16 protein-coding genes and 4 pseudogenes are annotated in these 26114 nt (G+C 58.4%); 9 read left to right on the forward strand and 11 right to left on the reverse strand.

What is annotated here, in order from left to right; all coding sequences use genetic code 11:
* The 8 genes and pseudogenes from JWR98_RS08910 to JWR98_RS08945 all read right to left on the reverse strand — a co-directional run bounded on the left by JWR98_RS08910 (nt 1) and on the right by JWR98_RS08945 (nt 13699).
* The gene (locus JWR98_RS08910) at nt 1-1011 is read right to left on the reverse strand and encodes an ABC transporter permease subunit (RefSeq protein ID WP_124361271.1); all 1011 of its coding nucleotides are present in this window, start codon (nt 1009-1011) and stop codon (nt 1-3) included.
* A gap of 76 nt (nt 1012-1087) precedes the next feature.
* A complete protein-coding gene (locus JWR98_RS08915) occupies nt 1088-2686 on the reverse strand; it encodes an ABC transporter substrate-binding protein (RefSeq protein WP_205489795.1) in 1599 nt (532 codons plus the stop codon).
* Nucleotides 2687-2765: 79 nt separating this feature from the next.
* The gene (locus tag JWR98_RS08920; protein WP_205489798.1) at nt 2766-4181 is read right to left on the reverse strand and encodes an OprD family outer membrane porin; all 1416 of its coding nucleotides are present in this window, start codon (nt 4179-4181) and stop codon (nt 2766-2768) included.
* 169 nt (nt 4182-4350) lie between these two features.
* Nucleotides 4351-5953 (reverse strand): annotated as a pseudogene (locus JWR98_RS08925) (ABC transporter substrate-binding protein).
* Nucleotides 5954-6258: 305 nt separating this feature from the next.
* Entirely contained in the window at nt 6259-7887 is a 1629-nt protein-coding gene (locus JWR98_RS08930) for an ABC transporter substrate-binding protein (RefSeq protein ID WP_003171726.1), read from the reverse strand.
* Between the two features lie 258 nt (nt 7888-8145).
* Nucleotides 8146-9746, reverse strand: a pseudogene (locus JWR98_RS08935) (ABC transporter substrate-binding protein).
* Between the two features lie 96 nt (nt 9747-9842).
* The gene (locus JWR98_RS08940; protein ID WP_225908644.1) at nt 9843-12683 is read right to left on the reverse strand and encodes a hypothetical protein; all 2841 of its coding nucleotides are present in this window, start codon (nt 12681-12683) and stop codon (nt 9843-9845) included.
* A 305-nt stretch (nt 12684-12988) separates the two neighbouring features.
* Nucleotides 12989-13699 (reverse strand): SIMPL domain-containing protein, encoded by a 711-nt coding sequence (locus tag JWR98_RS08945; protein WP_205489800.1) that lies wholly within the window; start codon nt 13697-13699, stop codon nt 12989-12991.
* Nucleotides 13700-13904: 205 nt separating this feature from the next.
* On the opposite strand from JWR98_RS08945, the gene JWR98_RS08950 reads away from it, so the two are divergent.
* From JWR98_RS08950 to JWR98_RS08960, 3 genes and pseudogenes are all read left to right on the forward strand, one after another.
* Nucleotides 13905-15167, forward strand: a complete 1263-nt coding sequence (locus JWR98_RS08950) for an ATP-binding protein (protein ID WP_003171730.1) — start codon at nt 13905-13907, stop codon at nt 15165-15167.
* Nucleotides 15160-15719 (forward strand): annotated as a pseudogene (locus JWR98_RS08955) (response regulator transcription factor). The gene JWR98_RS08950 and the pseudogene JWR98_RS08955 overlap by 8 nt, the downstream one beginning before the upstream one ends.
* Before the next feature lie 100 nt (nt 15720-15819).
* Entirely contained in the window at nt 15820-17541 is a 1722-nt protein-coding gene (locus tag JWR98_RS08960; protein WP_205489801.1) for an ABC transporter ATP-binding protein/permease, read from the forward strand.
* Nucleotides 17542-17673: 132 nt separating this feature from the next.
* Here the strand turns inward: JWR98_RS08960 and JWR98_RS08965 are convergent, their stop codons facing one another.
* Nucleotides 17674-18111 carry a Z-ring associated ZapG family protein gene (locus JWR98_RS08965; protein WP_017138275.1) on the reverse strand — a complete coding sequence of 146 codons (438 nt, stop codon included), beginning with the start codon at nt 18109-18111 and terminating at the stop codon, nt 17674-17676.
* Between the two features lie 146 nt (nt 18112-18257).
* On the opposite strand from JWR98_RS08965, the gene JWR98_RS08970 reads away from it, so the two are divergent.
* From JWR98_RS08970 to zapE, 3 genes and pseudogenes are all read left to right on the forward strand, one after another.
* Entirely contained in the window at nt 18258-18887 is a 630-nt protein-coding gene (locus tag JWR98_RS08970) for an alpha/beta hydrolase (protein WP_078731550.1), read from the forward strand.
* A gap of 25 nt (nt 18888-18912) precedes the next feature.
* A pseudogene (locus JWR98_RS08975) lies at nt 18913-20267 on the forward strand (tryptophan--tRNA ligase).
* Between the two features lie 79 nt (nt 20268-20346).
* Entirely contained in the window at nt 20347-21441 is a 1095-nt protein-coding gene (gene zapE, locus JWR98_RS08980; RefSeq protein ID WP_078731552.1) for a cell division protein ZapE, read from the forward strand.
* Between the two features lie 130 nt (nt 21442-21571).
* Here zapE and JWR98_RS08985 read toward each other — a convergent pair whose 3' ends face one another.
* Entirely contained in the window at nt 21572-22468 is an 897-nt protein-coding gene (locus JWR98_RS08985; protein ID WP_181408626.1) for a GlxA family transcriptional regulator, read from the reverse strand.
* Nucleotides 22469-22712: 244 nt separating this feature from the next.
* Here JWR98_RS08985 and JWR98_RS08990 point away from each other — a divergent pair, with 244 nt between their 5' ends.
* Nucleotides 22713-23849 (forward strand): acyl-CoA dehydrogenase family protein, encoded by a 1137-nt coding sequence (locus JWR98_RS08990; protein ID WP_078731554.1) that lies wholly within the window; start codon nt 22713-22715, stop codon nt 23847-23849.
* A gap of 107 nt (nt 23850-23956) precedes the next feature.
* Here the strand turns inward: JWR98_RS08990 and JWR98_RS08995 are convergent, their stop codons facing one another.
* Nucleotides 23957-24997 carry an NADP(H)-dependent aldo-keto reductase gene (locus JWR98_RS08995; protein WP_078731555.1) on the reverse strand — a complete coding sequence of 347 codons (1041 nt, stop codon included), beginning with the start codon at nt 24995-24997 and terminating at the stop codon, nt 23957-23959.
* Nucleotides 24998-25246: 249 nt separating this feature from the next.
* On the opposite strand from JWR98_RS08995, the gene rplM reads away from it, so the two are divergent.
* Nucleotides 25247-25675 carry a 50S ribosomal protein L13 gene (gene rplM / locus JWR98_RS09000; RefSeq protein WP_003171742.1) on the forward strand — a complete coding sequence of 143 codons (429 nt, stop codon included), beginning with the start codon at nt 25247-25249 and terminating at the stop codon, nt 25673-25675.
* 14 nt (nt 25676-25689) lie between these two features.
* Entirely contained in the window at nt 25690-26082 is a 393-nt protein-coding gene (rpsI, locus tag JWR98_RS09005) for a 30S ribosomal protein S9 (RefSeq protein ID WP_003171743.1), read from the forward strand.
* The last annotated feature ends 32 nt before the right edge of the window (nt 26083-26114 follow it).

A 26114-nucleotide genomic window follows, 5' to 3' on the forward strand; every position in this document is an offset into this window, starting at 1 on the left:
TCAGCGCTGGTGACGGATGCGTGGGTTGGCGAAGCCGTAGAGGATATCCACCACGAAGTTCACCAGGATCACCAGGCAGGCGATCAGCAGAATGCCGTTTTGCACCACCGGGTAGTCCCGCGCGCCGATGGCTTCGATCAGCCATTTGCCGATGCCGGGCCACGAGAAGATGGTTTCGGTGAGTACCGCACCGGCCAACAGGGTGCCGACTTGCAGACCGACCACGGTGAGCACCGGGATCAGCGCGTTGCGCAGGCCGTGTACGAACACCACGCGGGCCGGCGACAGGCCCTTGGCCTTGGCGGTGCGGATGTAGTCTTCGCGCAGCACTTCGAGCATCGATGAACGGGTCATCCGTGCGATCACCGCCAGCGGAATGGTGCCGAGCACGATGGCCGGCAGGATCAAGTGGTGCAGCGCGTCCCAGAACGCGTCCGGCTCGTCAGCCAGCAGCGTGTCGATGAGCATGAAGCCGGTGCGCGGCTCGATGTCGTAGAGCAGGTCGATACGCCCGGAAACCGGGGTCCAGCCCAGGCTGACCGAGAAGAACATGATCAGGATCAGGCCCCACCAGAAGATCGGCATCGAATAGCCCGCCAGGGAGATGCCCATCACCCCATGGTCGAACAGGGATCCTCGCTTCAAGGCCGCGATCACCCCGGCCAACAGGCCCAGGATACCGGCGAACAACAGGGCGGCTATGGACAGTTCCAGGGTCGCGGGGAAGAGGGCGGTGAACTCGGTCCACACGCTGGTGCGGGTACGCAGCGATTCGCCAAGGTCGCCCTGGGCGAGCTTGCCGACATAGTCCAGGTACTGCGCATACAACGGCTTGTTAAGGCCAAGGCGTTCCATTGCCTGTGCGTGCATCTCGGGGTCGACGCGCCGCTCGCCCATCATGACTTCGACGGGGTCGCCAGGGATCATGCGTATCAACGCAAACGTGAGCAACGTGATGCCGAAGAACGTGGGGATCAATAACCCCAGTCGGCGGGCAATAAAACTAAACATCTTGGTGTGTACCTCAATCAGCCGGTTAGGCAGGTCCGGCACCGTCCTGGTGGGCGGTGCCGCGCGTTTCTCTTATTTACTTCACCTGGGTAGTGGCGAAGTTATTGGTGGTCAGAGGGCTTTGGGTATAACCCTCGACGTTTTTACGCATGGCGGTGAACATTTTCGGGTAAGCCATGGGAATCCACGGTTGGTCCTTCTCGAAAACGTCCATGGCTTGTTGATAGAGTGCGGCCCGCTGCTGGGGTTCAGCATCGGCGCGAGCCTTGTCGATCAGGTCCTGGAACTCTTTGTTACACCAGCGGGCGTAGTTTTCGCCGTTTTTGGCTGCATCGCAACTCAGGTTCGGCGTGAGGAAGTTGTCCGGGTCGCCGTTATCACCGGCCCAGCCCGCAGACACCATGTCATGTTCGCCTGCTTTGGCGCGCTTGAGCATCTCGCCCCATTCCATGACCTTGATGTTCACTTTCAGGCCGATCTGCGCCAGGTCCGCCTGCATGCGCTGGGCGCCAAGCATCGGGTTGGGGTTGGTCGGGCCACCGCCGTTACGGGTGAACAGGGTGAACTCGGTGCCTTCCGGCACGCCGGCTTCCTTGAGCAGGGCACGGGCCTTGTCCAGGTCGCGGGGCGGGTTTTTCAGCTTGTCGCTGAAGCCCAGCAGGGTCGGCGGGTAGGGGCCGGTGGCGTCGACGGCGTTGCCTTTGCCATACAGCGATTCGTTGTAACCCTTTTTATCGAACGCGATGTTGATCGCGTGACGCACCCGCGCGTCGCTCATGTACTTGTGGGTGGTGTTCAGGGCGGTGTACGCGGTGGTCATCGCCGCCAGTTCATCAACTTTCAGGTTTGGGTCTTTCTTGATGCTCGGGATGTCATCCGGCTTTGGATACAGTGCGACCTGGCACTCGTTGGCCTTGAGCTTCTGCAGGCGCACGTTGTTGTCGGTCGTGATTGCCAGGATCAGCGGATCGGCCGGCGGCTTGCCACGGAAGTACTCCGGGTTGGCCTTGAAGCGCACCTGAGCGTCCTTGGCATAGCGGGTGAAGATGAACGGCCCGGTGCCGATCGGCTTGGCGTTCAGGTCATCGGTCTTGCCGGACTTGAGCAACTGATCGGCGTATTCGGCCGAGTGGATCGAGGAGAACGCCATGGCCAGGTCGGCCAAAAACGGTGCTTCAGGGCGGGTAAGGGTAAAGACGACGGTGTGATCGTCGGTCTTCTCCACGCTCTTGAGCAGTTCCTTGAAGCCCATGCTTTCAAAGTACGGATAGCCCACGTTGGACTTGTCGTGCCACGGGTGTTTCGGGTCCAGCTGGCGCTGGAAGCTCCAAAGCACGTCGTCGGCATTCAGGTTACGCGTGGGTTTGAAGTAGTCGGTGGTGTGGAACTTGATGTCATCGCGCAGATGGAAGGTGTAGGTCAGCCCATCAGCGCTGATTTCTGGCAGATCCTTGGCCAAGGCCGGTACCACTTCGGTGGTGCCGGGCTTGAAGTCGACCAGGCGGTTGAACATGGTTTCAGCAGCGGCGTCGGCGGTGACGGCGGTGGTGTACAGCACCGGGTCAAAACCTTCAGGACTGGCTTCGGTGCAGACCACCAGTGGTTTGGCCGAAATGCCGACAGCCACGCTCAACAGCGCAGCCGCCATGGCGGCTTGTAACGGAAGCATTTTCATTCATAACCCTCTGCGATCGATGGGACCAGACAAACGTAGACGCGGCGTCGTCATGAGCCCGCCGTCTACCAGGTGCTAGTTAAAGAATGTTGAATGGAATGGTGGTGACCAGGCGGAACTCACGCAGGTTGCCGTCAGACTGGTTTTCGCTGGCGCGGTGTGTCACGTAAGTGGCGCGAACGGTCGAGGCTTTCAGAGGGCCACTCTGGATGGCGTACGAAGTGCCGATGCCGTATTCCTGATGGTGTTCGCCGTTTTGGGACTGAATGCCGTTGTAGGCAAAGTCTTTGACGCCATTGTCGCCACGGTAATGGGTGCCGTCGATGCCCCAGCCGCGAGCCGAGTAGATATTGAACTTCAGGCCTGGAACGCCGTACTCGGCCATGTTGATGCCGTAGGCCACCTGGAAGGACTTCTCGTTCGGACCGTTGAAGTCAGAGGTCAGGGAGTTGGCCAGGTAGATGCCGTTGGTTTCGTGCAGGTAGTCGAAGTACTCGTTGCCGTTCACTTCCTGATACGAGAAGGTCAGGCTATGAGCCTGGTGGGTCAGGCCGAGCGACAGCGAGTAGGTATCGTTGTCGATTTCGCCCATCAACTTTTTGCCTTCGTCGACGGTCTTGTAGTAGTTCAGGCCGGTGGTCAGGCTGAGTGTCTGGCTGTCGCCCAGTTCATGGGTAGCGCCGAAGTAGTACTGGTTCCAGAAGTCTTTGACGTTGGCGGCGAAGACGCTGGTTTTCAGGCTTTTGAATGGCTGGTAGTTGAAGCCCAGGGTGTAGACCTTGTCGGTCTCAACGCTGCTGCTGCTGTATTCGCTGCGGAATTTCGACAGGCTCTGCTCGGTACGCGGCGAAACGCGATCGAAGATGCCGCCCTGGAACGACAGGTTGCTGAACTCTTCGCTGTTGAAGCTTACACCCTCAAAGCTTGAAGGCAGCGCACGGTTGCCGATGGTGTCCATGATGGCGCTGCTGAAGTTTTGGCGGCCGGCGGTCAGGGTGGTGTTCGAGACACGGAACTTGACGTTGGCCAGGCCCAGTTTGCTCCACTGGCCTACCGCATCACCGTAGGTGTGGGCCAGGGTGCGGTTGGAGCCGCCTGCGATGTCTTTTTGATCATCGATCAGCGCGATGTAGTTATAGGCCGCCACTTCGGTGCTCACACCAACGGTGCCTTGAGTGAAGCCCGAGGTGTAGTTGAGGATAGTGCCCTGGGCCCAGTTGTAGCGGCGAGAGACGTTGGTTTTTACATCCGCTGCCTTATCGGCGGCATTTTTGTAGTAACCGAACTTGTTGCCGCGGAATTTCATTTCATTGGAGTACCAGTTGCGGGTCGTACCGCCCAGGCTCTGGCCGTCGATAAAGCCCTTGGCCTCGCTTTGCGCGCTGGTGCCGGCCAGTGTGGTAGGAACGAAGTCCTGGCTTTGGGTTTCCGCGAAAGCGGTGGCCGTGATGCTGCTGATGGCCAGGGCCAGAAGCGCTTTGCTGCTCAGTTTCATGGGTGGAGCTCCTTTGGTTCTCTTTTTTATGCCGGTCTTTTTAGGTGAACCGGCTATTGGGTGTGTAACTCGTTCAAGCTGTTGCAAACGTTTGCTGTAGGAAAAATCCTAATAAAAGCCTGCACGTTTGCAGCAAGGCGGCTAAACCTTGCGCAATCCGGTTATTTTCTTATGGGGTGATACTGACGCCCGAGAACACGTTGCGGCCGAAGGGGCTGACTTTGAACCCTTCGACTTTGGCGCTTAACGGCTGGTTGACCGTTGAGTGGGCGACAGGCGTGATCGGCACTTGCTGCTTGAGCAATTGCTGCGCCTGTTTGTAGAGAACAGTCCGTTGTTCGCGGTCGGTGACGACCTTGGCTTGCTTGATCAGCTTGTCGTACGCCGGGTCACACCACATGGAGTAGTTGTTTCCGCCGATGGCGTCGCAGCTGTAGAGGGTGCCCAGCCAGTTGTCCGGATCACCATTGTCGCCGGTCCAGCCGATCAGGCTGATGTCGTGCTCACCGTTCTTGGTGCGCTTGATGTACTCGCCCCACTCGTAGCTGACGATCTTCACTTTCAGGCCGATTTTGGCCCAATCGTTCTGCAGCATCTCGGCCATCAGCTTGGCGTTGGGGTTGTAGGGGCGTTGTACCGGCATCGCCCACAGGGTGATCTCGGTGCCTTCCTTCACGCCGGCGCCTTGAGCAGTTCCTTGGCTTTTTCCGGGTTGTAGGCCGCGTCCTTGATGGTGTCGTCGTAGGACCACTGGGTCGGCGGCATGGCGTTGACCGCCAGTTGCCCCGCGCCCTGGTACACGGCATTGAGGATGCTCTGCTTGTTCACCGCCATGTCCAGCGCCTGGCGTACTTCGAGCTGGTCGAAAGGCTTGTGGCGCACGTTGTAGGCGATGTAGCCAAGGTTGAAGCCGGGCTTGGTCAGCAGTTGCAGCTTCGGGTCGCCTTGAGCGCGTCGATGTCAGCCGGGCGCGGATGCAGGGTGATCTGGCATTCGCCGGCCTTGAGTTTCTGCACGCGCACCGAAGCGTCGGTGTTGATGGCGAAGATCAACTGATCGAGCTGGACTCGGCTCGGGTCCCAGTACTGTTTGTTGCCCGCATAACGGATCTGCGAGTCTTTCTGGTAGCGCTGAAACACGAACGGCCCCGTGCCGATCGGCTTCTGGTTGATGTCGCTGGGCTTGCCGTCCTTGAGCAACTGTTCGGCATATTCAGCCGACAGGATCGACGCAAAGCTCATGGCGATGTTCTGCACGAACGCGGCGTCCACCGTGTTGAGGGTCATCACCACGGTGTACGGGCCGGTCTTCTCGACCTTGGCGATGTTCTTGTTCAGGCTCATCCCGTTGAAGTACGGAAACTCGGTGGGGTAGGCCTTACGAAACGGATGATCGGGGTCCAGCATGCGGTTGAAGGTGAACAGCACGTCGTCGGCATTGAAATCCCGCGTCGGCTTGAATTCCTTGTTGCTGTGGAACTTCACCCCTTCACGCAGGTGGAAGGTGTAGGTCAGGCCGTCTTCGGAAATGTCCCACTGGGTCGCCAGGCCAGGCACCACGTTGGTCGCGCCTTTTTCAAATTCGACCAGGCGGTTGTACAGCGGCTCGGCCGCATCGTTATCGGTGGCGGTGGTGTACTGCGCGGTATCAAAGCCCGCCGGGCTGCCTTCGGAGCAGAACACCAGGCTCTTTTTGTCGGCGGCCTGGCCCAGGGTGGCCACGGCCAGCAGGCTGGTGCCAAAAATAGCGGATAGAACGGAGGTATGGCGCATGACGATCCCGATCCTTGTTTGTAGTTGTCATCAGTGAGCAATCACCCTGCCTTTCGGACAGGGCGACATCACTGATCCCACGCACGGCAAGTGCCTTTCCTAAGTTGGCTCCTCTGCTGTCCTACAACGTTAGGAGTCGTGGACTTCGCAGTAAATGCGCCAAAATGGATTGACCTTGTAGGCAACGGGACCGTTTGTCGCAGTTCGTTGCTGTAGGACGCAGCTACTGCGAGTGTGGTCCGTTTCCTACGGTCAAGGCGGATGCAATAACGGCGACGTTTATGAAACGTCGCCGCCAATGATCCTTACTTGCCGCTAACGCTGACGCCGTAGAAGGAGTTCAAGCCAAACGGGCTGATCTTGAAGTCCTGCACGGTGTTACGCATGGGTTGATACACCGTCGAGTGCGCGATAGGTGTCATCGGGACTGCATCTTTGAGGATATGTTGCGCCTGCTTGTACAGCTCGGTGCGTTTGGCGACATCCGACGTAGCCTTGGCTTCTTTCACGATGCCGTCGAATTTTTTGTCGCACCATTTGGAGAAGTTGTTACCGGCCAGCGAGTCGCAGCCGAACAGCACGTTCAGCCAGTTATCCGGGTCACCATTGTCGCCGCTCCAGCCAATGATCATGGCCTGGTTCTCGCCGCCTTTGGAGCGCTTGATGTACTCGCCCCATTCGTAGCTGGTGATCTTGACCTTCAGGCCGATCTTGGACCAGTCGTTCTGCAGCATTTCAGCCATCAGCTTGGCGTTCGGGTTGTACGGACGCTGAACCGGCATGGCCCACAGCACAATCTCGGTGCCTTCCTTGACGCCGGCTTCCTTGAGCAGCGCCTTGGCTTTTTCAGGGTCGTACTTGGCGTCCTTGATGGTGGTGTCATAAGACCATTGGGTCGGTGGCATGGCATTGACGGCCAGTTGGCCGGCGCCCTGGTACACGGAATCGATGATTTGCTGCTTGTTCACCGACATGTCCAGCGCCTGGCGTACGCGCAGGTCAGCCAGTGGGTTTGGCTGGTCGCTGCCCTTGATCTTGTCCATGACGTTGTAGGCAACGTAGCCCAGGTTGAAACCGGCCTGGTTCGGCAGTTTCAGGTCCTTGTCCTCACCCAGCGCCTTCAGGTCGGCCGGACGTGGGAACAGGGTGATCTGGCATTCGTTTTTCTTGAGCTTCTGGATGCGCACCGACGGGTCGGTGGTGATGGCGAAGATCAGGTTGTCGATCTTCACGTCTTCAGGCTTCCAGTAGTCCTTGTTGCCGGTGTAACGAATATTGGAGTCTTTCTGGTAGCTCTTGAACACGAACGGGCCGGTGCCGATCGGCTTCTGGTTGATGTCCTGCGGCGTGCCGTTTTTCAGAAGCTGGGCGGCATATTCGGCCGACTGGATCGACGCGAAGCTCATGGCCAGGTTCTGGATGAACGCGGCGTCCACGGTGCCAAGGGTGAACTTGACGGTGTGGGCATCGACTTTCTCGATGTTCTTGATGTTGGTGTCCATCCCCATGTCCGTGAAGTACGGGAACTCGGTGGGGTATGCCTTACGGAATGGATCGTCTTTGTTGATCATTCGGTTGAAGGTGAACAGCACGTCGTCAGCCGAGAATTCACGAGTCGGCTTGAAATACGGGGTGGTGTGGAACTTGACGCCTTCGCGCAGATGGAAGGTGTACGTCAGGCCATCCGGAGATACGTCCCAGCGGGTGGCCAGGCCAGGAACCACGGCGGTGCCGCCACGTTCGAACTGGCTCAGGCGGTTGAACATGGTTTCGGCCGAGGCATCGAAGTCTGTTCCGGTGGTGTACTGGCCTGGATCAAAACCGGCCGGGCTCCCTTCGGAGCAGAACACCAGGTTAGTTGCCGCGTGGGCAAAAGGGGCCGCGGCCAAAAGGCCCGCGCTCACTAATAACGGAAGGACTGCGTGTTTAAGCATGTTGGCCTCATGATTTGTTGTCATTTTTGGTGGTGAGGGCGACCTCGTGAGTCGGCCTGCGGATACTTATGCAGGCGCCATACCCATTGCAAGATGCTGAACCGCTGCAAGGCTCAAAGAGTGGTACGAACGTACAGGAATGTCGCAATTATGAAACTTTCGACATATTTACATATATTTTGAGGGTTTTTTAGGTGCAATGGTCGCACCAAAACGGCCCGACCGAGGCGTCTGGCGCACTCGGTTGGGGCGTTCTTGTTACTTCTCCAGACTCACTCCATAGAACGGCGTCAGCCCGAAGGGGCTGATTTTGAAATTTTTCACTTCCTTTCGTAACGGCTGGAAAACCGTCGAGTTCGCAATAGGCGTTATAGGCACTTGTTCCTTAAGGATTTTTTGCGCCTGTTGATACCACTTGATGCGCTGCTCGCGGTCGCTGCCGAGCTTGGCCTGCTGCACCAGTGCGTCGTAGGCCGGGTTACACCATTTGGCGTAGTTGCTGCCCTTGACCGCGGCACAACTGTAGAGCACGCCGAGCCAGTTATCCGGGTCGCCGTTGTCGCCGGTCCAGCCGTAAATCATGGCGTCATGCTCGCCGTTTTTGGCGCGCTTGATGTATTCGCCCCACTCATAGCTGACGATGTTGGCCTTGATGCCAACCTTTTCCCAGTCCTGCTGGATCATCTGCGCCGACATGCGTGCATTCGGGTTGGACGCGCGCTGTACGGTCATTGCCCACAGGTTGATGGTGGTTCCCGGTGCAACCCCTGCTTCTTTTAGTAGCGCCCTGGCCTTGGTCGGGTCGTGGGGCGCGTCCTTGATGCTGGGGTCATAAGACCACTGCGCCGGTGGCAGGGCGTTCTGCGCCAATTGTCCGGCGCCTTGGTACACCGCCTTGATAATCGCCGGTTTATCGATGGCCATGTCCAGGGCCTGGCGCACCTTGAGCTGGTCCAGCGGCGGGTGGGTCACGTTGTAGGCCAAAAAGCCCAGGTTGAAGCCGGCTTGTTGCAGCACGCGCAGGTTGGGGTCCTGTTTCATCACCTCGATGTCGGCCGGGCGTGGATAACCGCTGACCTGGCACTCGCCAGCCTTGAGTTTTTGCAGGCGCGAGGCGGCGTCCGGGGTGATGGCGAACACCAGGTTGTCGAGTTTCACATCCTCGGGTTTCCAATACTGTTTATTGGCGACGTAGCGAATCTGCGAATCCTTCTGGTAACGCTTGAACACGAAGGGGCCGGTGCCTACCGGCTTCTGGTTGATGTCTTCGGCTTTACCCTGGCGCAGTAATTGGGCGGCGTATTCGGCGGACTGTACCGAGGCGAAGCTCATGGCCAGGTTTTGCACGAACGAGGCATCCACGTTGTTGAGGTTGAAGCGCACGCTGTGCTCGTCGAGTTTTTCGACGCTCTTGATCGTAGTGTTCAGGCCCATATCGGTGAAGTACGGCGACTCGGACGGGTAGGCCTTGCGAAACGGGCTTTGAGCATCCAGCAGGCGATTGAAGGTGAACAGCACATCATCGGCGTTGAAGTCGCGCGTGGGGGTGAAGAAGTCGGTGGTATGAAACTTGACGCCCTCGCGCAGGTGGAAGGTATACGCCAGACCATCGTTGGACACCTCCCAGTTCGTCGACAGGCCAGGCTCGACCTCGGTGCCGCCGCGCTTGAACTGAGTCAGGCGGTTGAACACGGTTTCGGCGGAGGCATCGAAGTCGGTGCCGCTGGTGTACTGGCTGGGGTCAAGCCGGCGGGGCTGGCTTCGGAGCAGTAGACCAGGGTACTCGCTGCCTGGGCGATCGGCATGAAAGCCAACAGGCCGGCAGCGAGGATGAGCGGTTTTAAGGCGATTCTTTCCATAAAGACCCCTGAAGTGGCAGGCATGTATAAAGCTGCCCAAACGAAAACGCGGTTACCGAGGGTACCGCCGTTCAGGTTCGTCAGGTAGTCGGGGTTTTATTTCAGGTCAGTAATCACCGAAGCGCTCAGCGTAAAGGGGGCTTTTTTCTCGATGGTGTAAGGGTTGGCATCGCCGTCCAGTACGTTGCTTTCGGTAATCCGGAAGCTTCTTTGCGCAGTGATCTCCATATCGGGAATCACGGTGGCGTCCTTGTCCAGGTCGAGCAACGTCATCTGAGCATCAAATTGGACGTGGGCCTCATTGGTCAGCGGATCGTAGGTGATGACGTAGTGCGTGTCCTTGCCTTTGAAGCCCACATGATCTTGCAGTTGGTTCATTTTCAACTCAACCGATGTGGGGGCGACACTGCCCTGGTGAGCGACTTCGGAGATGCGCGAACGCAATGCAGGGTTGGGAATCGCCTCCTCGAACTGCTTCAAACGCTTGTGCAACGTCTCGCCATCAGCGCTGCCGGTACCGTCCAACTCCAGTGTGGTGTAACCATCAGGTTGTTTTATCCGCACGGTATAACGGTCACGGTTCAAATCCTTGATAAAATTGGGCGAGTAGTCCGTGGTGCTGTGTTCGTTGGGTTGTGCTTTCTCACTTGGATAAACCTCGAAGTTGTCTTCCTGGACGGTCCAGGAAGCGGTCAGTTTGCTTTTGAGGCGGCCGGCGTCTTCAAAGTTGCTCACTGATGTTTCATAGGCGGTATTGTTATTGTTGTCTCGGAAGACCTCGTCAAATTTCTCGGCGCCATCCATTTTTTTATTGTCCAGGGTTACAAACCCGTCTGACATTTTTGGTGGTGTCTTCGGGGCGTCACTGGGCGTTGGCGACACCGGGCGCTTCCCTGGCCATTTTATGCCGCCGTCGCCACTGACCGCCTTCCACTGCCCATTACCTTTGGTATGGACCGTCAGTACCGGCTTCCGGGTTTTTGGGGCGATAATTTGCGTGTAATTGTCACTGAGTTTGAAGTCACTTCTGATCTCATACACATTGCTGGCGCCAGTGGTGTCGGTGTAGCGGATAAACCATTTATCTTCGTGGGAGAGCGGATCCTTGACCTGGTAAATGCCTTTCGCGTTGGGTTTGACATCTTTGATGAGCCCCTCGCCGTTCGGCACTGCGTACCCGCTGATATTCCCCGCCTGGCTGGGGCGTAGCGGGTTGACTAAAGGCTCTACTAACGGGGGCTTGCTCTGATGGGTGCCGCCGCCTTCCTTTGGTGCTTGAACTTCACCAGAGTCGGGAGAAACCTTGGGTGTGCGTACGAATTCAAAATCGGCGGTCTGCGGATTATATTTCCAGCCATAGCTTTGGGGGGCGGGATGCAGGACGGAAGATTCTCCGAGCCCAGCGTCAATACCCGCCGTCGCAATTTCGTGCGCCAGTTGCAGCCCCGCCAGTACCGCCCCGGAAGCGCCTCCAACTCGATCTTGAGCTGTCATGCCGTAGAGAGCGTCATGAACGCCGAAGACTATATTGCCTGCAGAGCCCACTACAGGCACATAACCGAAGGTTTTGTTCCAAACGCCCTCGGCGGCTTTCCAGCGTTGCGGGCCGGCGCCAAATACCTGGGTTTGGTCAGACCATGTAGCGTTTTTAGCGTTTTGTTTCTGGAACTGTGAGGCAATGTTGCTCAGATTGTCATACTTTAAACGATACGCGCTACCGCGCGCGTTCGTGTAGTTGAAAGTTTGACGAACATGTACGTCTTGATCCTTTAGAAAGTTTTGATAGCCAGGGTAAGTGGCTGCATTGCTGGCTATCAGGTTGTCGAGAACGTAGTGTGCGGCTGGCCAATGACTGTCCTTTCCTCCCTGCGTATCTGAGGCATTGAAACTGCTTAGCAAATTATTGCGATTATTTTTGGCCCAGTCGGCAAAACTGTTGTCCCCTGTTACTTCACTGATGGCGCCGTTCTTTAAGTCGATCATCACCCCCTCGTTGGGGCGGTGATTGTAATCGCCCTTATAAGGGAAGAACGGAATAAATGCGTACCCTGCCAACGGATAGCCATATATGTTGGGAATGATGACTTGCCCGTTGTTTTCGAGTGTACGATTGATTGCATCTTGAGCTGCCGTGCTTAGTTGCTCAACGTTTTCGCGATTTTCCCGGAAATTTTGCAAAGCTCCCCTTAAGACATAGGCGTCTGCTTTGCCCGAGCGTTGTGCCAGTTCCCCCGAAGTCTCGCGCATTGGCGAGGATATTTCAGACTCCCAACGGCCTTGGAGTTTCTTGCCCAGTGCGCCCAGATCCCGGATTTTACTCGCGTCTTTTGACTCGATATGCATGAAATTGAAATTGATCGGGCCGCCTCGGAAGGGCTTGTCGTGTTCAAGTACACCCGCTGCAATTTCCCATGCGGCGTAGGTGCGCGTGGTTTGGTCGCTCAAGTGAAGAGAGTTCGAAACTCCGCCGACGTCGGTGTTGAAGGTTACCGTGAATGTTTCATTAGGATCGTATCCGGCGGCCAATAGACCACCACTGAAGTAGCCAGAGGGCTCCATGAACTGACGTGCGTTTTGAAATTTAACGTTTCTCTCGCCTTCGCTGCCGCTTTCGATGTTACCGACCAGCGACTTTACGCGATTGGCGTAGGCGTCGATACGTTGCTCCCGCTCTCGTATGGTATAGCTCGAGGTCGGTAGGGAGGGAGGGTTTGTTCCATAGATTGTCGCTTTATAGGCATCGCCTACGGGGGTGTCTGACCGCGTGGAAGATCGGGCGTGTCCTGCGTCAACCGTTGAGGTGTTCGAGTTGCTCTGCGCTTGCGACAAAGTTTTTTGATGAGGAGACGAGGTATCAAGGACGTGAAGGTGGCGATTAGGCGCGGGCGTTTGAGTGGCGGTTGCAGAGAGGGGCGAGGAAAGTGGCATTATATTCATTGTGAGCTCATTAATATGGATTCATAACAATCATTCGTTCATTTAAGCGCAATAATGTTGGGTGTCCGTACTCTGATTTCGCTCCGTTTTAATCCGTTGCCATGGGGTAGGTGCGACGTTAACTAGTGGGGCTAACTTAGTGCGCATTACTGAGTGGTTGTTCAGGGTGGAAAGTTCCGGCTTAACACAGGCAATAGGCGTTAAATTTAATGTGGTAAATTTTACTTGAAGACTAATAGGAGAGTTGAGGGGCAAAAAAAATGGCGCAAACCTTCGAGGTTGCGCCGTTTGTTATTAAAAAAAGACTATTGCAGCACTTCAATCACGCCATCAGCGGTCATGTTTACCTTGCTGGTACCGGCTTCCACGTCCGGCGTCGGCGCTGAATCCATCGCCGCGGCTTTCATCATCATTGCGCCGCGCTCATAGGGCTGCGGGTAACCATTGCTATTGAAGTTCAGGTTGACGATCTTGTAACCCTTGCCGCCGAGTGCATCGGTGGCCAGTTGCGCGCGAGCCTTGAACGCGGCAACCGCGTCCTTGAGCAGCGCATCTTCGCTGGCCTTGCGCGTGGCGTCGGCGATGGCGAAGTCCATGTTTTGCATTTTCAGGGTGTTCAGCAGTTCGCCGGTCAGTTTGGACAGCGCCGGGAAGTCCGCGCTTTCCAGGCGCAGTTCGGCGCGTTCACGCCAACCGGTGATCTTCTGGCTCTTGTTGTCGTAGATCGGATAACTGTTGCGGCTGCCCTGGCGCAGGGTCACGCCCTTGACTTCACGGGCCTGGCCCAGGGCCTGGTTCATCGCGGTGGTGATTTCGGCGGCGAGCTTGGCCGGGTCGGCATTTTGCGACTCGGTGTAGAGGGTGACGATCATCTTGTCGCGGGCCACTTCCTGGCTGACTTCGGCGCGCAGAGATATCTGGTTGTAATGCAGCTCATCGGCGGCCAATGCCGGAAGGCTGGTCAGGGTGCCGATGCTGAAGGCGATAACGGCTGCGCTGCGAGTGAAACGAGACATGGAAGCTCCTTGAGGTTATTCGTATCGGTATGACTGTAGACGGTGGGAGTGGGTTCTTCGGGTTTACACATCACCTACAAAATGTCGTGGTGCCGACGAGCGGTCATTTGCGCGGACTGCGTCAAAGAGCCACACGCGCCGTGCCGGCGTGTCTGCTTCGTTTATACTCCTGCCGATCCGCCAGCAGCGCCCACCGGGAGAGCTCATGCTCGCCGCCGTAAAACTGACTTCCGCCACCCGCCAGAACCTCTGGCGCCTGACGTTCATTCGTACTCTGGTACTGGCCGCCCAGGCCGGTTCGGTAGGGCTTGCCTATTGGTTCGACCTGCTGCCGCTGCCCTGGCTGCCACTGGGCGTGACCCTCGGTTTCTCCACCGTGCTCTGCGTGTTTACCGCGATTCGCTTGCGCACCACCTGGCCGGTAACTGAGCTGGAATATGCCCTGCAGCTGGCCTGCGACCTGTTTATCCACAGTGTGTTGCTGTATTTCTCCGGTGGTTCCACCAACCCGTTCGTTTCCTATTACCTGGTGCCGTTGACCATCGCCGCAGTGACGTTGCCGTGGCGCTACTCGGTGGTGCTGTCGGGCATCGCGCTGACCTTGTACACCCTGCTGCTTGCGCAGTTCTACCCATTGCAGACCTTTCCCATCGCCCGCGAAAACCTGCAGATCTACGGGATGTGGCTGAGTTTCGCACTGTCCGCCGCGGTCATTACCTTCTTCGCCGCGCGCATGGCCGAAGAGCTGCGCCGCCAAGAGGAACTGCGCGCCATTCGCCGTGAAGAAGGCCTGCGCGACCAGCAATTGCTGGCCGTCGCCACCCAGGCCGCCGGTGCCGCCCATGAGTTGGGCACGCCGCTGGCCACCATGAGCGTTTTGCTCAACGAAATGACGCAGGACCATCACGACCCGGTACTGCAGGAAGATCTCGGCGTACTGCGCGAACAGGTCAAGCAGTGCAAGCAGACCTTGCAACAACTGGTGCGCGCCGCCGAAGCCAATCGCCGCCTGGCGGTGGAGATGCAGGACGTGACCCAGTGGCTCGATGAAGCCCTGAATCGCTGGCACCTGATGCGTCCCGAAGCCAGCTACCGCTTCCATCTGCTGGGGCAGGGCACCGTGCCGCGCATGGCGCCGCCTCCGGATCTGACCCAGGCGTTGCTCAACCTGCTCAACAACGCCGCCGACGCCTGCCCAGAAGGCTTGGGCGTACAGTTGGACTGGGATCTGGAGCACGTCACCATCAGCATTCGCGACCACGGCGCGGGCGTGCCACTGGCCATTGCCGAGCAGATCGGCAAACCTTTCTTTACCACCAAGGGCAAAGGCTTCGGCCTGGGCCTGTTCTTGAGCAAGGCCAGCGTGACCCGCGCGGGCGGCTCAGTGAAGCTCTATAGTCATGAGGAAGGTGGCACGCTCACCGAGCTGCGCCTGCCCCGTGTCGCACGAGGAGATATCGATGAGTGACGAGATCCAAGTCGAAGGCGAAGAACTGCCGCACCTGTTGCTGGTAGACGACGATGCTACCTTTACCCGGTGATGGCGCGCGCCATGAGCCGTCGCGGTTTCCGCGTGAGCACCGCGGGCTCCGCCGAGGAGGGCCTGACCATCGCCCAGGCCGACCTGCCGGACTACGCTGCGCTGGACCTGAAAATGGACGGCGATTCCGGCCTGGTGCTGCTGCCCAAGCTGCTGGAACTGGACCCGGAAATGCGCGTGGTGATCCTCACCGGTTACTCCAGCATCGCCACCGCCGTCGAGGCCATCAAGCGCGGCGCCTGCAACTACCTGTGCAAGCCGGCGGACGCCGACGATGTGCTGGCGGCGTTGCTCTCCGAGCACGCCGACCTCGACACCCTGGTGCCGGAAAACCCTATGTCGGTGGACCGCCTGCAGTGGGAACACATCCAGCGCGTGCTGACCGAGCACGAAGGCAATATCTCCGCCACCGCCCGCGCCCTGGGCATGCACCGCCGGACCCTGCAACGCAAGTTGCAAAAGCGCCCGGTACGACGCTGAACCTAGGCTGAACGACCCGCCTCAGGCCGCACGGAGCCCTGAACCGATCAACTATGATCGGTTCAAACGCCTGTCACCTATTTCCTACCGAGCCTGAACGATGAATCAGAACGCTGAGTACTCCGCGGTCAACGACGCGGTGCGTGGGCAATTCCTGCGCCGAACCTGGGCGATGATCACGCCGTACTGGCGCAGTGAAGAGAAGGGCAAGGCCTGGTTGCTGCTGGCCGTGGTGATTGCTTTGTCGCTGTTCAGCGTAGCCATTTCCGTGTGGCTCAACCATTGGTACAAGGACTTCTACAACGCCCTGGAGAAAAAGGACACCGAAGCGTTCTGGCAGCAGATCCTCTATTTCTGTGGGATCGCGACGGTGGCGATTCTCGGCGCGGTGTACCGCCTGTACCTGACCCAGATGCTGACCATCCGCTGGCGGGCATGGCTCACCGAAAAGCACTTTGCACGCTGGCTGGGGCACAAAAACTACTATCAACTGGAGCAGGGCGGCTATACCGATAACCCGGACCAGCGGATCTCCGAAGACCTTAACAGCTTCACTTCCAATACCTTGAGCCTGGGCCTTGGGCTGTTGCGCAATGTCGTCAGCCTGGTGTCGTTTTCCGTCATCCTGTGGGGCGTGTCGGGCAGTATCGACGTGTTCGGCATCACCATTCCCGGTTATATGTTTTGGTGTGCGTTGCTCTACGCCGCCGTCGGCAGTTGGCTGACCCACCTGATCGGCCGTCGTTTGATCGGCTTGAGCAACCAGCAGCAACGCTTCGAAGCGGACCTGCGTTTCTCCATGGTGCGGGTGCGGGAGAATGCCGAGAGCATCGCCCTGTACAACGGCGAGCCCAACGAGAATCAGCGTCTGAGCGCGCGTTTCGGCAAGGTCTGGCATAACTACTGGGACATCATGAAAGTCTCCAAGCGCCTGACATTCTTCACCGCGGGCTACGAGCAGATTGCGACCGTCTTTGCGTTTGTCGTGGCAGCGCCGCGCTACTTTTCCGGCAAGATCGAGTTGGGCGAGCTGATGCAAATCAACTCGGCGTTCGGCAATGTGCAGGGCAACTTCAGCTGGTTTATCAGCGCCTACTCCGATCTGGCCGGCTGGCGTGCGACCAGTGATCGTCTATTGAGCTTTCAGCAGGCCATGACCGAAAACGAGCAGCTCCCGGCGGCGATTGAGGTGCAGGCGCAGGGGGATCGTCTTGTGGTGCAGGGCCTGGGCTTGAACCTGAACGATGGCCGCCACTTGCTGACGGACGCCAACATGAGCGTGGAACCGGGTGAGCGGGTCATGCTCAGCGGCCGTTCCGGCAGCGGCAAGAGTACGCTGTTGCGCGCGATGGGCCATCTCTGGCCCGCGGGTCACGGCAGCATTCGTCTGCCGGCCAAACGTTACCTGTTCCTGCCGCAGAAGCCCTACCTGCCGATTGGCACACTCAAGGCCGTATTGAGTTATCCACAGGACGACAGCGTCTACTCGGCGGAACGTTATGCACAGGTCCTGGAAACTTGCCGCTTGCCAAATCTGGTCGCGCGCCTGGACGAAGCCAATCACTGGCAACGCATGCTCTCGCCGGGCGAGCAACAGCGCTTGGCGTTCGCCCGCGCCTTGCTGTACGCGCCGCAATGGCTGTACATGGATGAGGCTACCTCGGCCATGGATGAAGAGGATGAGGCGACGCTGTACCAGGCGTTGATCAATGAACTGCCGGGGCTGAGCATCGTCAGCGTCGGGCATCGCAGCAGTCTCAAGCGTTTCCACGGCCGGCATGTGCGGATCGAGGGTGGCTGGCTTCAGGAGCAGCCGGTTTAAAGCCTTGCTCGGTCAATGTGGGGGTAAGGCTCCTCCCACATTTGACCTCAGTGTTTTCGCAAGTTAGCGGCAACAAAAAAAGCCCGGCTGATCATCGATCAGCCGGGCTTTTTTGTGTCGCTTGAAAATAACTTACTTCTTCAAACCGTAATGCTCATCCAGCATGCCAGGGGCATTTGGCGTTTTGGGTGCGTAGTCCCGTGGTGGCTCCTGGTTTTCCCGGGGTGGGGTCAGGCGTTCCCGTGGGGCTTGCGGTGCATCGGAATGCAGCGCGGCCAGCAGGCGCTGACGGGTGATGTCGTCGAGGGCCAGGCGGTTTGCGCCATCGGCGAGGTGATCCTGTACTTCCTGGTAGCTCTGGGTGAGTTTCTTGACCAGGGTCGCGGTGCTATTGAAGTGGGTAACAACCTCGTTCTGATAACTGTCAAAACGTTCCTGAATGTCATCCAGCTGACGCTGCGTGCGGTTAGGCGCGGCGTTCGGCAGCAGGCGAGCAACCAGGAATCCAATGGCGACACCGGCAACCAGGGCAAGAGTCGGCAACAACCAAACTAAGAGCGAGTGTTCCACGAGTCCTTCCTCTATAAACGGCTTTGCTTTACGTTAACGGCTCGGACCTGCGCTGTATACCGCGATTAAGCTCGCAATGATGCCATGCACAGACTTTTAGCTAGACGAGTCGACCCTTTGAGAGGTCACGGAGTTCATCCTTGCTCATGCGTGAAACCCCCGTTTTGATCGATGGCCCGGTGGGCCAACTGGAAGCCTTGTACCTCGATCACCCCGAGCCACGTGGCCTGGCGTTGATCTGCCACCCCAACCCGGTGCAGGGCGGGACCATGCTCAATAAAGTCGTTTCGACCCTGCAACGCACCGCCCGCGATGCCGGTTTGATTACCTTGCGTTTCAATTACCGTGGCGTCGGTGCAAGTGCCGGCAGCCACGACATGAGCACCGGCGAAGTCGACGATGCCGAAGCAGCCATCGCCTGGTTGCGCGAAAAACACCCGGACCTGCCGATCACCTTGCTCGGTTTTTCCTTCGGTGGCTACGTGGCCGCCAGCCTCGGTGGCCGTCTGGAAGCCAGGGGCGAAAAACTCGCGCACCTGTTCATGGTCGCCGCCGCCGTGATGCGCCTGCGCGACACGGATGCGCTGCCTCAAGGCTGCCCGTTGACCCTGATCCAGCCGGAAACCGACGAAGTGGTCGACCCGCAACTCGTCTACGACTGGTCCGCGGCCCTGAAACGCCCCCATGAGCTGCTGAAAGTGGCAGAATGCGGGCACTTTTTTCATGGCAAGCTCACCGATCTGAAGGATCTGGTGCTGCCGCGCCTCTCGAATTGATAGCAGTCTGATAAGCGATTACCCCATGACGACGCGTACCCGTATCCTCACCGGCATCACCACCACCGGCACGCCGCACCTGGGCAACTACGCCGGTGCGATCCGCCCCGCGATCCTCGCCAGCCAGGACGCCAATGCCGATTCCTTCTACTTCCTGGCCGACTACCACGCCCTGATCAAATGCGATGACCCGCAGCGCATCCAGCGCTCGCGCATGGAAATCGCCGCGACCTGGCTGGCCGGTGGCCTGGATGTGAACCGGGTGACCTTCTACCGTCAGTCCGACATCCCGGAAATCCCCGAACTGACCTGGCTGCTGACCTGCGTGGCCGCCAAGGGCTTGCTCAACCGCGCCCACGCCTACAAGGCCTCGGTGGACAAGAACGTGGAAACCGGCGAAGACCCGGACGCGGGTATCACCATGGGCTGTACAGCTACCCGGTACTGATGGCGGCGGACATCCTGATGTTCAACGCGCACAAGGTGCCGGTGGGGCGCGACCAGATCCAGCACGTGGAAATGGCCCGCGACATCGGCCAGCGTTTCAACCACCTGTTCGGCAATGGCAAAGAATTCTTCACCATGCCTGAGGCATTGATCGAAGAAAGCGTCGCCACCTTGCCGGGCCTGGACGGCCGCAAGATGTCCAAGAGCTACGACAACACCATCCCGTTGTTCACCAGCGCCAAGGACATGAAGGACGCGATCTCGCGCATCGTCACCGACTCGCGCGCCCCCGGCGAAGCCAAGGACCCGAATAACTCACACCTGTTCACCCTGTACCAGGCGTTTGCGAGCAAGGCCCAGGAAGAAGCATTCCGCGCCGAACTCCTGCAAGGTCTGGGCTGGGGCGAGGCGAAGAACCGTCTGTTCCAACTGCTGGACGGCCAGTTGGGGGAAGCCCGCGAGCGTTACCATCAACTGATGTCGCGCCCATCGGACATGGAAGACCTGTTGCTGGTTGGCGCCAAAAAAGCCCGTGCCGTGGCCGCGCCGTTCCTGGCCGAGCTGCGTGAAGCGGTGGGCCTGCGTTCGTTCGTCAACCAGGCTGCGGCGCCGGTCGCCAGCAAGAAGAAAGCTGCGAAGTCTTCTCGTGTGCTCAGTTTCCGCGAAGGTAATAGCTTCCGCTTCCGTGTGCTTGCCGCCGATGGTTCGCAATTGTTGCTGTCGAGCGAGTTTGCTGATGGCAAAAAGGCTGGCGCGGTGATTAAGGAACTGCAGTCAGGTCAAACCTTGGACATTCGCACCGAAAAGAATGGCTTCACCGTTTGGCTCGACGGTGAATGCGTAGCGCAAAGCTCCGCAATTTATACGAATGATGCGCAGCGAGATGCTGGGATCGAAGCTTTGCGCACTGCGTTGACCCCCATCGAGGATTAACCCGACCAAGGGTTGATTGCCATTATCCAGGGCCGTCGTTACAGTGTCGGCCCGTTTTTGTTGCCTTGCTAACGAAATTATGACGCCCCTAGAACGATATCAAGCTGATCTGAAACGCCCTGAATTCTTCCATGACGCGGCCCAGGAAACGGCGGTGCGTCATCTGCAGCGCCTGTATGACGACCTGGTCGCGGCCTCGCAAAGCAAGCCAGGGATGCTCAGCAAGCTGTTTGGCAAGAAAGACCGCACGCCGGTCAAGGGCCTGTACTTCTGGGGTGGCGTGGGCCGTGGCAAGACCTACCTGGTCGACACCTTCTTCGAAGCGCTGCCGTTCAAGGAAAAGGTCCGCACACACTTCCACCGCTTCATGAAGCGCGTGCACGAAGAGATGAAGACCTTGCCGGGCGAGAAAAACCCGCTGACCATCATCGCCAAGCGTTTCTCCGACGAGGCGCGGGTCATCTGCTTCGATGAGTTCTTCGTGTCCGACATCACCGACGCCATGATCCTCGGCACGTTGATGGAAGAGCTGTTCAAGAACGGCGTGACCCTGGTGGCCACCTCGAACATCGTGCCGGACGGCCTGTACAAGGACGGCCTGCAGCGCGCGCGCTTCCTGCCGGCCATCGCGCTGATCAAGCAGAACACCGACATCGTCAACGTCGACAGCGGCGTCGACTATCGCCTGCGTCACCTCGAGCAAGCGGAGCTGTACCACTATCCGCTGAACGAGGCGGCCCACGATAGCCTGCGCAAGAGCTTCCGTGCCCTCACGCCGGAATGCACCCAGGCAGTGGAAAACGACAAGCTGATGATCGAAAACCGCGAGATGATCGCGCTGCGTACCTGTGATGACGTGGCCTGGTTCGAATTCCGCCAACTGTGCGACGGCCCGCGCAGCCAGAACGACTACATCGAACTGGGCAAGATTTTCCACGCGGTGATCTTGAGTGGCGTCGAGCAAATGGGCGTCACCACCGACGACATTGCGCGCCGCTTCATCAACATGGTCGACGAGTTCTACGATCGCAACGTCAAGCTGATCATCTCGGCGGAAGTTGAGCTCAAGGATCTTTACACCGGTGGCCGCTTGAACTTCGAGTTCCAGCGTACCCTGAGCCGTTTGCTGGAAATGCAGTCCCACGAGTTCCTGTCGCGCGGACACAAGCCCTAGGTCAAATGCAGATCAAAATGTAGGAGGGGGCTTGCTCCCGTAGCGGTGGATCAGTCAACATCTTCAGTGACTGACACTCCGCTATCGGGAGCAAGCCCCCTCCCACATTTTTTACTGTGTTTGGCTGGGGCTACGCGGCCTGCTGGAATTGCTGCCGATACTGGTTCGGTGACAGCTCCGTGTGCTGCCTGAACAACCGTGCAAAGAAGCTCGCATCGTCGTAACCCACCTCATAACTGATGGTCTTGATGCTCTTGCGGCTGCCCGAGAGCAGGCCCTTGGCTGTCTCGATACGCAAGCGTTGCAGGTAGTGCAGCGGCTTGTCGCCGGTAGCGGTCTGGAAGCGGCGCATGAAATTGCGGATGCTCATGCCGTGTTCGCGGGCGACGTCTTCGAAGCGGAATTTGTCGGCGAAGTGCTCTTCGAGCCAATGCTGGATCTGCAGGATGATCACATCCTGGTGCAGTTTCTGCCCGCCAAACCCGATACGCCCCGGCGCATAGTTGCGCTGCACTTCGTAGAGAATATCGCGGGCCACGGCCTGGGCGATGTTGGCGCCGCAGAATCGTTCGATCAGGTAGATGTAGAGGTCGCACGCCGAGGTGGTACCGCCGGCGCAATACAGGTTGTCGGCGTCGGTGAGGTGCTTGTCCTGGTTGAGTTGCACCTTGGGGAAGCGTTCGGCGAAGGCGTTGAAGAAGCGCCAGTAGGTGGTCGCCTCCTTGCCATCGAGCAATCCCGCCTCGGCCAGCCAGAACACGCCGGTCGCTTCGCCACAGAGTACGGCGCCGCGGGCGTGTTGTTCGCGTAACCATGGCAGCACTTGTGGGTAGCGTACGCAGAGCGCGTCAAAGTCATCCCAGAAGGCCGGCAGTACGATGATGTCGGCGTCTTCCAGGCCACCGTCGACCGGCATGATCACGTCGCTGAAACTGCGCACAGACTTGCCGTCGGGGCTGACCAGGCGCGTTTCGAACGCGGGCGTAAGGCCCTGGCCGAGTTGTTTGCCATGGCGCAGGCTGGCCAGATGGAAGAAATCCTTGGCTTGCATGAGGGTGGACGCGAATACCCGATCAATGGCCAAAATGCTGACGCGCCGCAAGGGCGTGGAGATTTGGTTAGACATAATTTCATTTATTCTTATAGGGGAAAGTGGTCACCAGACGGCTGGATCGTCTTATTTTTTGTCGCATGTGTCCAGTGTCCCGTGACGCTTTCGCGGCCTAGGCTCTGTTGGCTGGTCTTTGTCCGACAATCCACACAGGTGACCCATGATTCCCAGAACTTTATTCAGTCCGGAGCACGAGCTCTTTCGCGAGAGCGTGCGCACCTTCCTCGAAAAAGACGCCGCGCCTTTCCATGGGCAATGGGAAAAGCAGGGTTATATCGACCGCGAACTGTGGCGCAAGGCGGGGGAGGCCGGGATGCTGTGCTCCCATCTGCCGGAGGAATATGGCGGCCTGGGGGCGGACTTTCTCTACAGTGCGGTGGTGATCGAGGAGATCAGCCGGTTGGGCCTGACTGGCATCGGCTTTTCCCTGCATTCGGATATTGTCGCGCCTTACATCCTGCATTACGGCAGCGAGGCGCTGAAGCACAAGTACCTGCCCAAATTGATCGCCGGCGACATGGTCACTGCCATTGCGATGACCGAGCCGGGTGCCGGCTCCGACCTGCAAGGGGTCAAGACCAGCGCTGTGCTGGACGGCGATGAGTATGTGATCAACGGCTCCAAGACGTTCATTACCAACGGCTATCTGGCTGACCTGGTGATCGTGGTGGCCAAGACCGATCCCAAGGCGGGCGCCAAGGGCACCAGCCTGTTCCTGGTGCAGGCCGATACGCCGGGCTTCGCCAAGGGCAAGCGCCTGGAGAAGGTGGGCATGAAGGCCCAGGACACCTCGGAGTTGTTCTTTCAGGACGTGCGCGTGCCCAAGGAAAACCTGCTGGGCCAGGCGGGCATGGGCTTCGCGTATTTGATGCAGGAGCTGCCGCAGGAGCGTCTGACGGTGGCGATCGGCGCGTTGTCATCGGCCGAGGCTGCGTTGCAATGGACCTTGGACTACACCCGCGAGCGCAAGGCATTCGGCAAGGCGATTGCCGACTTTCAGAACACGCGCTTCAAGCTGGCGGAGATGGCCACCGAAATTCAGATCGGCCGCGTATTTGTCGACCAGTGCATGGCGTTGCACCTGCAAGGCAAGCTGGATGTGCCCACGGCGGCGATGGCCAAGTACTGGGCCACGGACCTGCAATGCAAAGTGCTCGATGAGTGCGTGCAGCTGCACGGCGGCTACGGCTTCATGTGGGAATACCCGATTGCCCGTGCCTGGGCGGATGCGCGGGTGCAGCGTATTTATGCAGGGACCAATGAGATCATGAAGGAGATCATTGCGCGGGCGCTTTGAGTGCTGTGTTGTTTGTGAGAGCCCTATCGGGGGCAAGCCCCCTCCCACATTGGAATGCATTCCAAGTGTGGGAGGGGGCTTGCCCCCGATAGTGGTCTACAAATCAATCAAGGCGCCGGATTCGGGTGATCCTTCTGAATCGCCTCGATCCCCTCCAGCACCTCTTTCGAGAGTTTCAGTTCGGCACTGGCGATGTTGCTGTCCAACTGCTCCAGCGATGTGGCGCCAATGATATTGCTGGTCACGAACGGCTGCTGCGTCACGAACGCCAACGCCATCTGCGCCGGGTCCAAACCGTGTTCGCGCGCCAGGGCCACATAACGGCTGCAGGCCGCTTCCGACTGCGGGTTGAAATAGCGGCTGAAGCGGCTGTATTCGGTCAGGCGCGCCTTGGCCGGACGTGCGCCACCCTCGTACTTGCCGCTGAGCATGCCGAACGCCAGGGGCGAATAAGCCAACAGGCCGCATTGCTCGCGAATGGCGACTTCCGCCAGGCCCACTTCAAAGCTGCGGTTGAGCAGGTTGTAGGGGTTCTGGATCGACACCGCGCGCGGCCAGCCACGGGCTTCGGCCAGGGCCAGGAACTTCATGGTGCCCCATGGGGTTTCGTTGGACAGGCCGATATGGCGGATTTTCCCGGCCTTGACCTGCTCGTCCAGCGCTTCGAGGGTTTCCTCCAGCGGGGTCAGATCGTCTTCGTCCTTGTGCTTGTAGCTCAGTTGGCCGAAGAAGTTGGTGCTGCGCTCCGGCCAGTGCAGTTGATAGAGGTCGATCCAGTCGGTTTGCAGGCGCTTGAGGCTGGCATCCAGGGCTTGGGCGATGTGCTTGCGGTTGTGGCGCAGATGGCCGTCACGGATGTAGTCGATGGTGTTGCCAGGGCCCGCGATCTTGCTGGCGAGGATCCAGTCGGCGCGATCACCACGGCTTTTGAAATAATTGCCGATGTAGCGCTCGGTGGTGGCGTAGGTGTCGGCCTTGGGCGGCACCGGGTACATTTCCGCCGTATCGAGGAAGTTGATCCCCGCGGCCTTGGCCCGCTCGATCTGCGCGAAGGCCTCTGCCTCGCTGTTCTGCTCGCCCCAGGTCATGGTGCCCAAGGCTATCGCGCTCACGTTCAGATCCGTACGGCCCAGCTGTCGATAATCCATCGGGTACTCCTTCAGGGAAAACAATCATAAAAGCAGGTTGAATTTTTTTTTCGCAATCTGCATAATTGCCCACCTCTTTCTGCAGTGGAAGTGATGCGCCGTCTGCCGAAGAATCTTGCCGTTGAACGGACGCGCCGACCCGAGCCCCCGATAGCGTCTGTATCCGGCTGCCTTTGACTTGTCAAAGTACGCACTATTCAGTAAGATCCGCCGTCTAATTTACAGGGCGGCCCCTGAGGCTATTAAAGAATGACAACTTTTACTGCAAAACCGGAAACAGTTCAGCGCGACTGGTTTGTCGTCGACGCCGCTGGTCAGACCCTGGGTCGTCTGGCCACTGAAGTCGCCAGCCGTCTGCGTGGCAAGCACAAGCCTGAGTACACCCCTCACGTTGACACCGGTGACTACATCGTGATCATCAACGCTGAGCAGGTACGTGTTACCGGCAACAAAGCGCAAGACAAAATGTACTACCGTCACTCCGGTTTCCCAGGCGGTATCAAGTCTTCGAACTTTGAAGGCCTGATCTCCAAGAAGCCTGAAGCCCCGATCGAAATCGCGGTCAAAGGTATGCTGCCTAAGGGCCCTCTGGGTCGCGATATGTTTCGCAAGCTGAAAGTCTATGCGGGCGCTGTACACCCTCATGCTGCTCAGCAGCCCCAAGAACTGAAGTTTTAACGGAATAGTTCATTATGTCGGCGACTCAAAATTACGGCACTGGCCGTCGCAAAACCGCAACCGCTCGCGTTTTCCTGCGTCCGGGCACTGGTAACATCTCGATCAACAACCGCACCCTGGACAACTTCTTCGGCCGCGAAACTGCCCGCATGGTAGTTCGTCAGCCGCTGGAATTGACCGAGACCGTTGAAAAGTTCGACATCTACGTCACCGTTATCGGTGGTGGTGTAAGTGGTCAAGCTGGCGCAATCCGTCACGGTATCACTCGCGCTCTGATGCAGTACGACGAAACCCTGCGTGGCGCTCTGCGCAAAGCTGGCTTCGTGACTCGCGATGCCCGTGAAGTTGAACGTAAGAAAGTCGGTCTGCGTAAAGCGCGTAAGCGTCCGCAGTACTCGAAGCGTTAATTCGCTTTACGTTCCACAAAAACGCCCAGCCT

It is taken from the genome of Pseudomonas lactucae (assembly GCF_016937615.1).
Classification (GTDB): domain Bacteria; phylum Pseudomonadota; class Gammaproteobacteria; order Pseudomonadales; family Pseudomonadaceae; genus Aquipseudomonas; species Aquipseudomonas lactucae.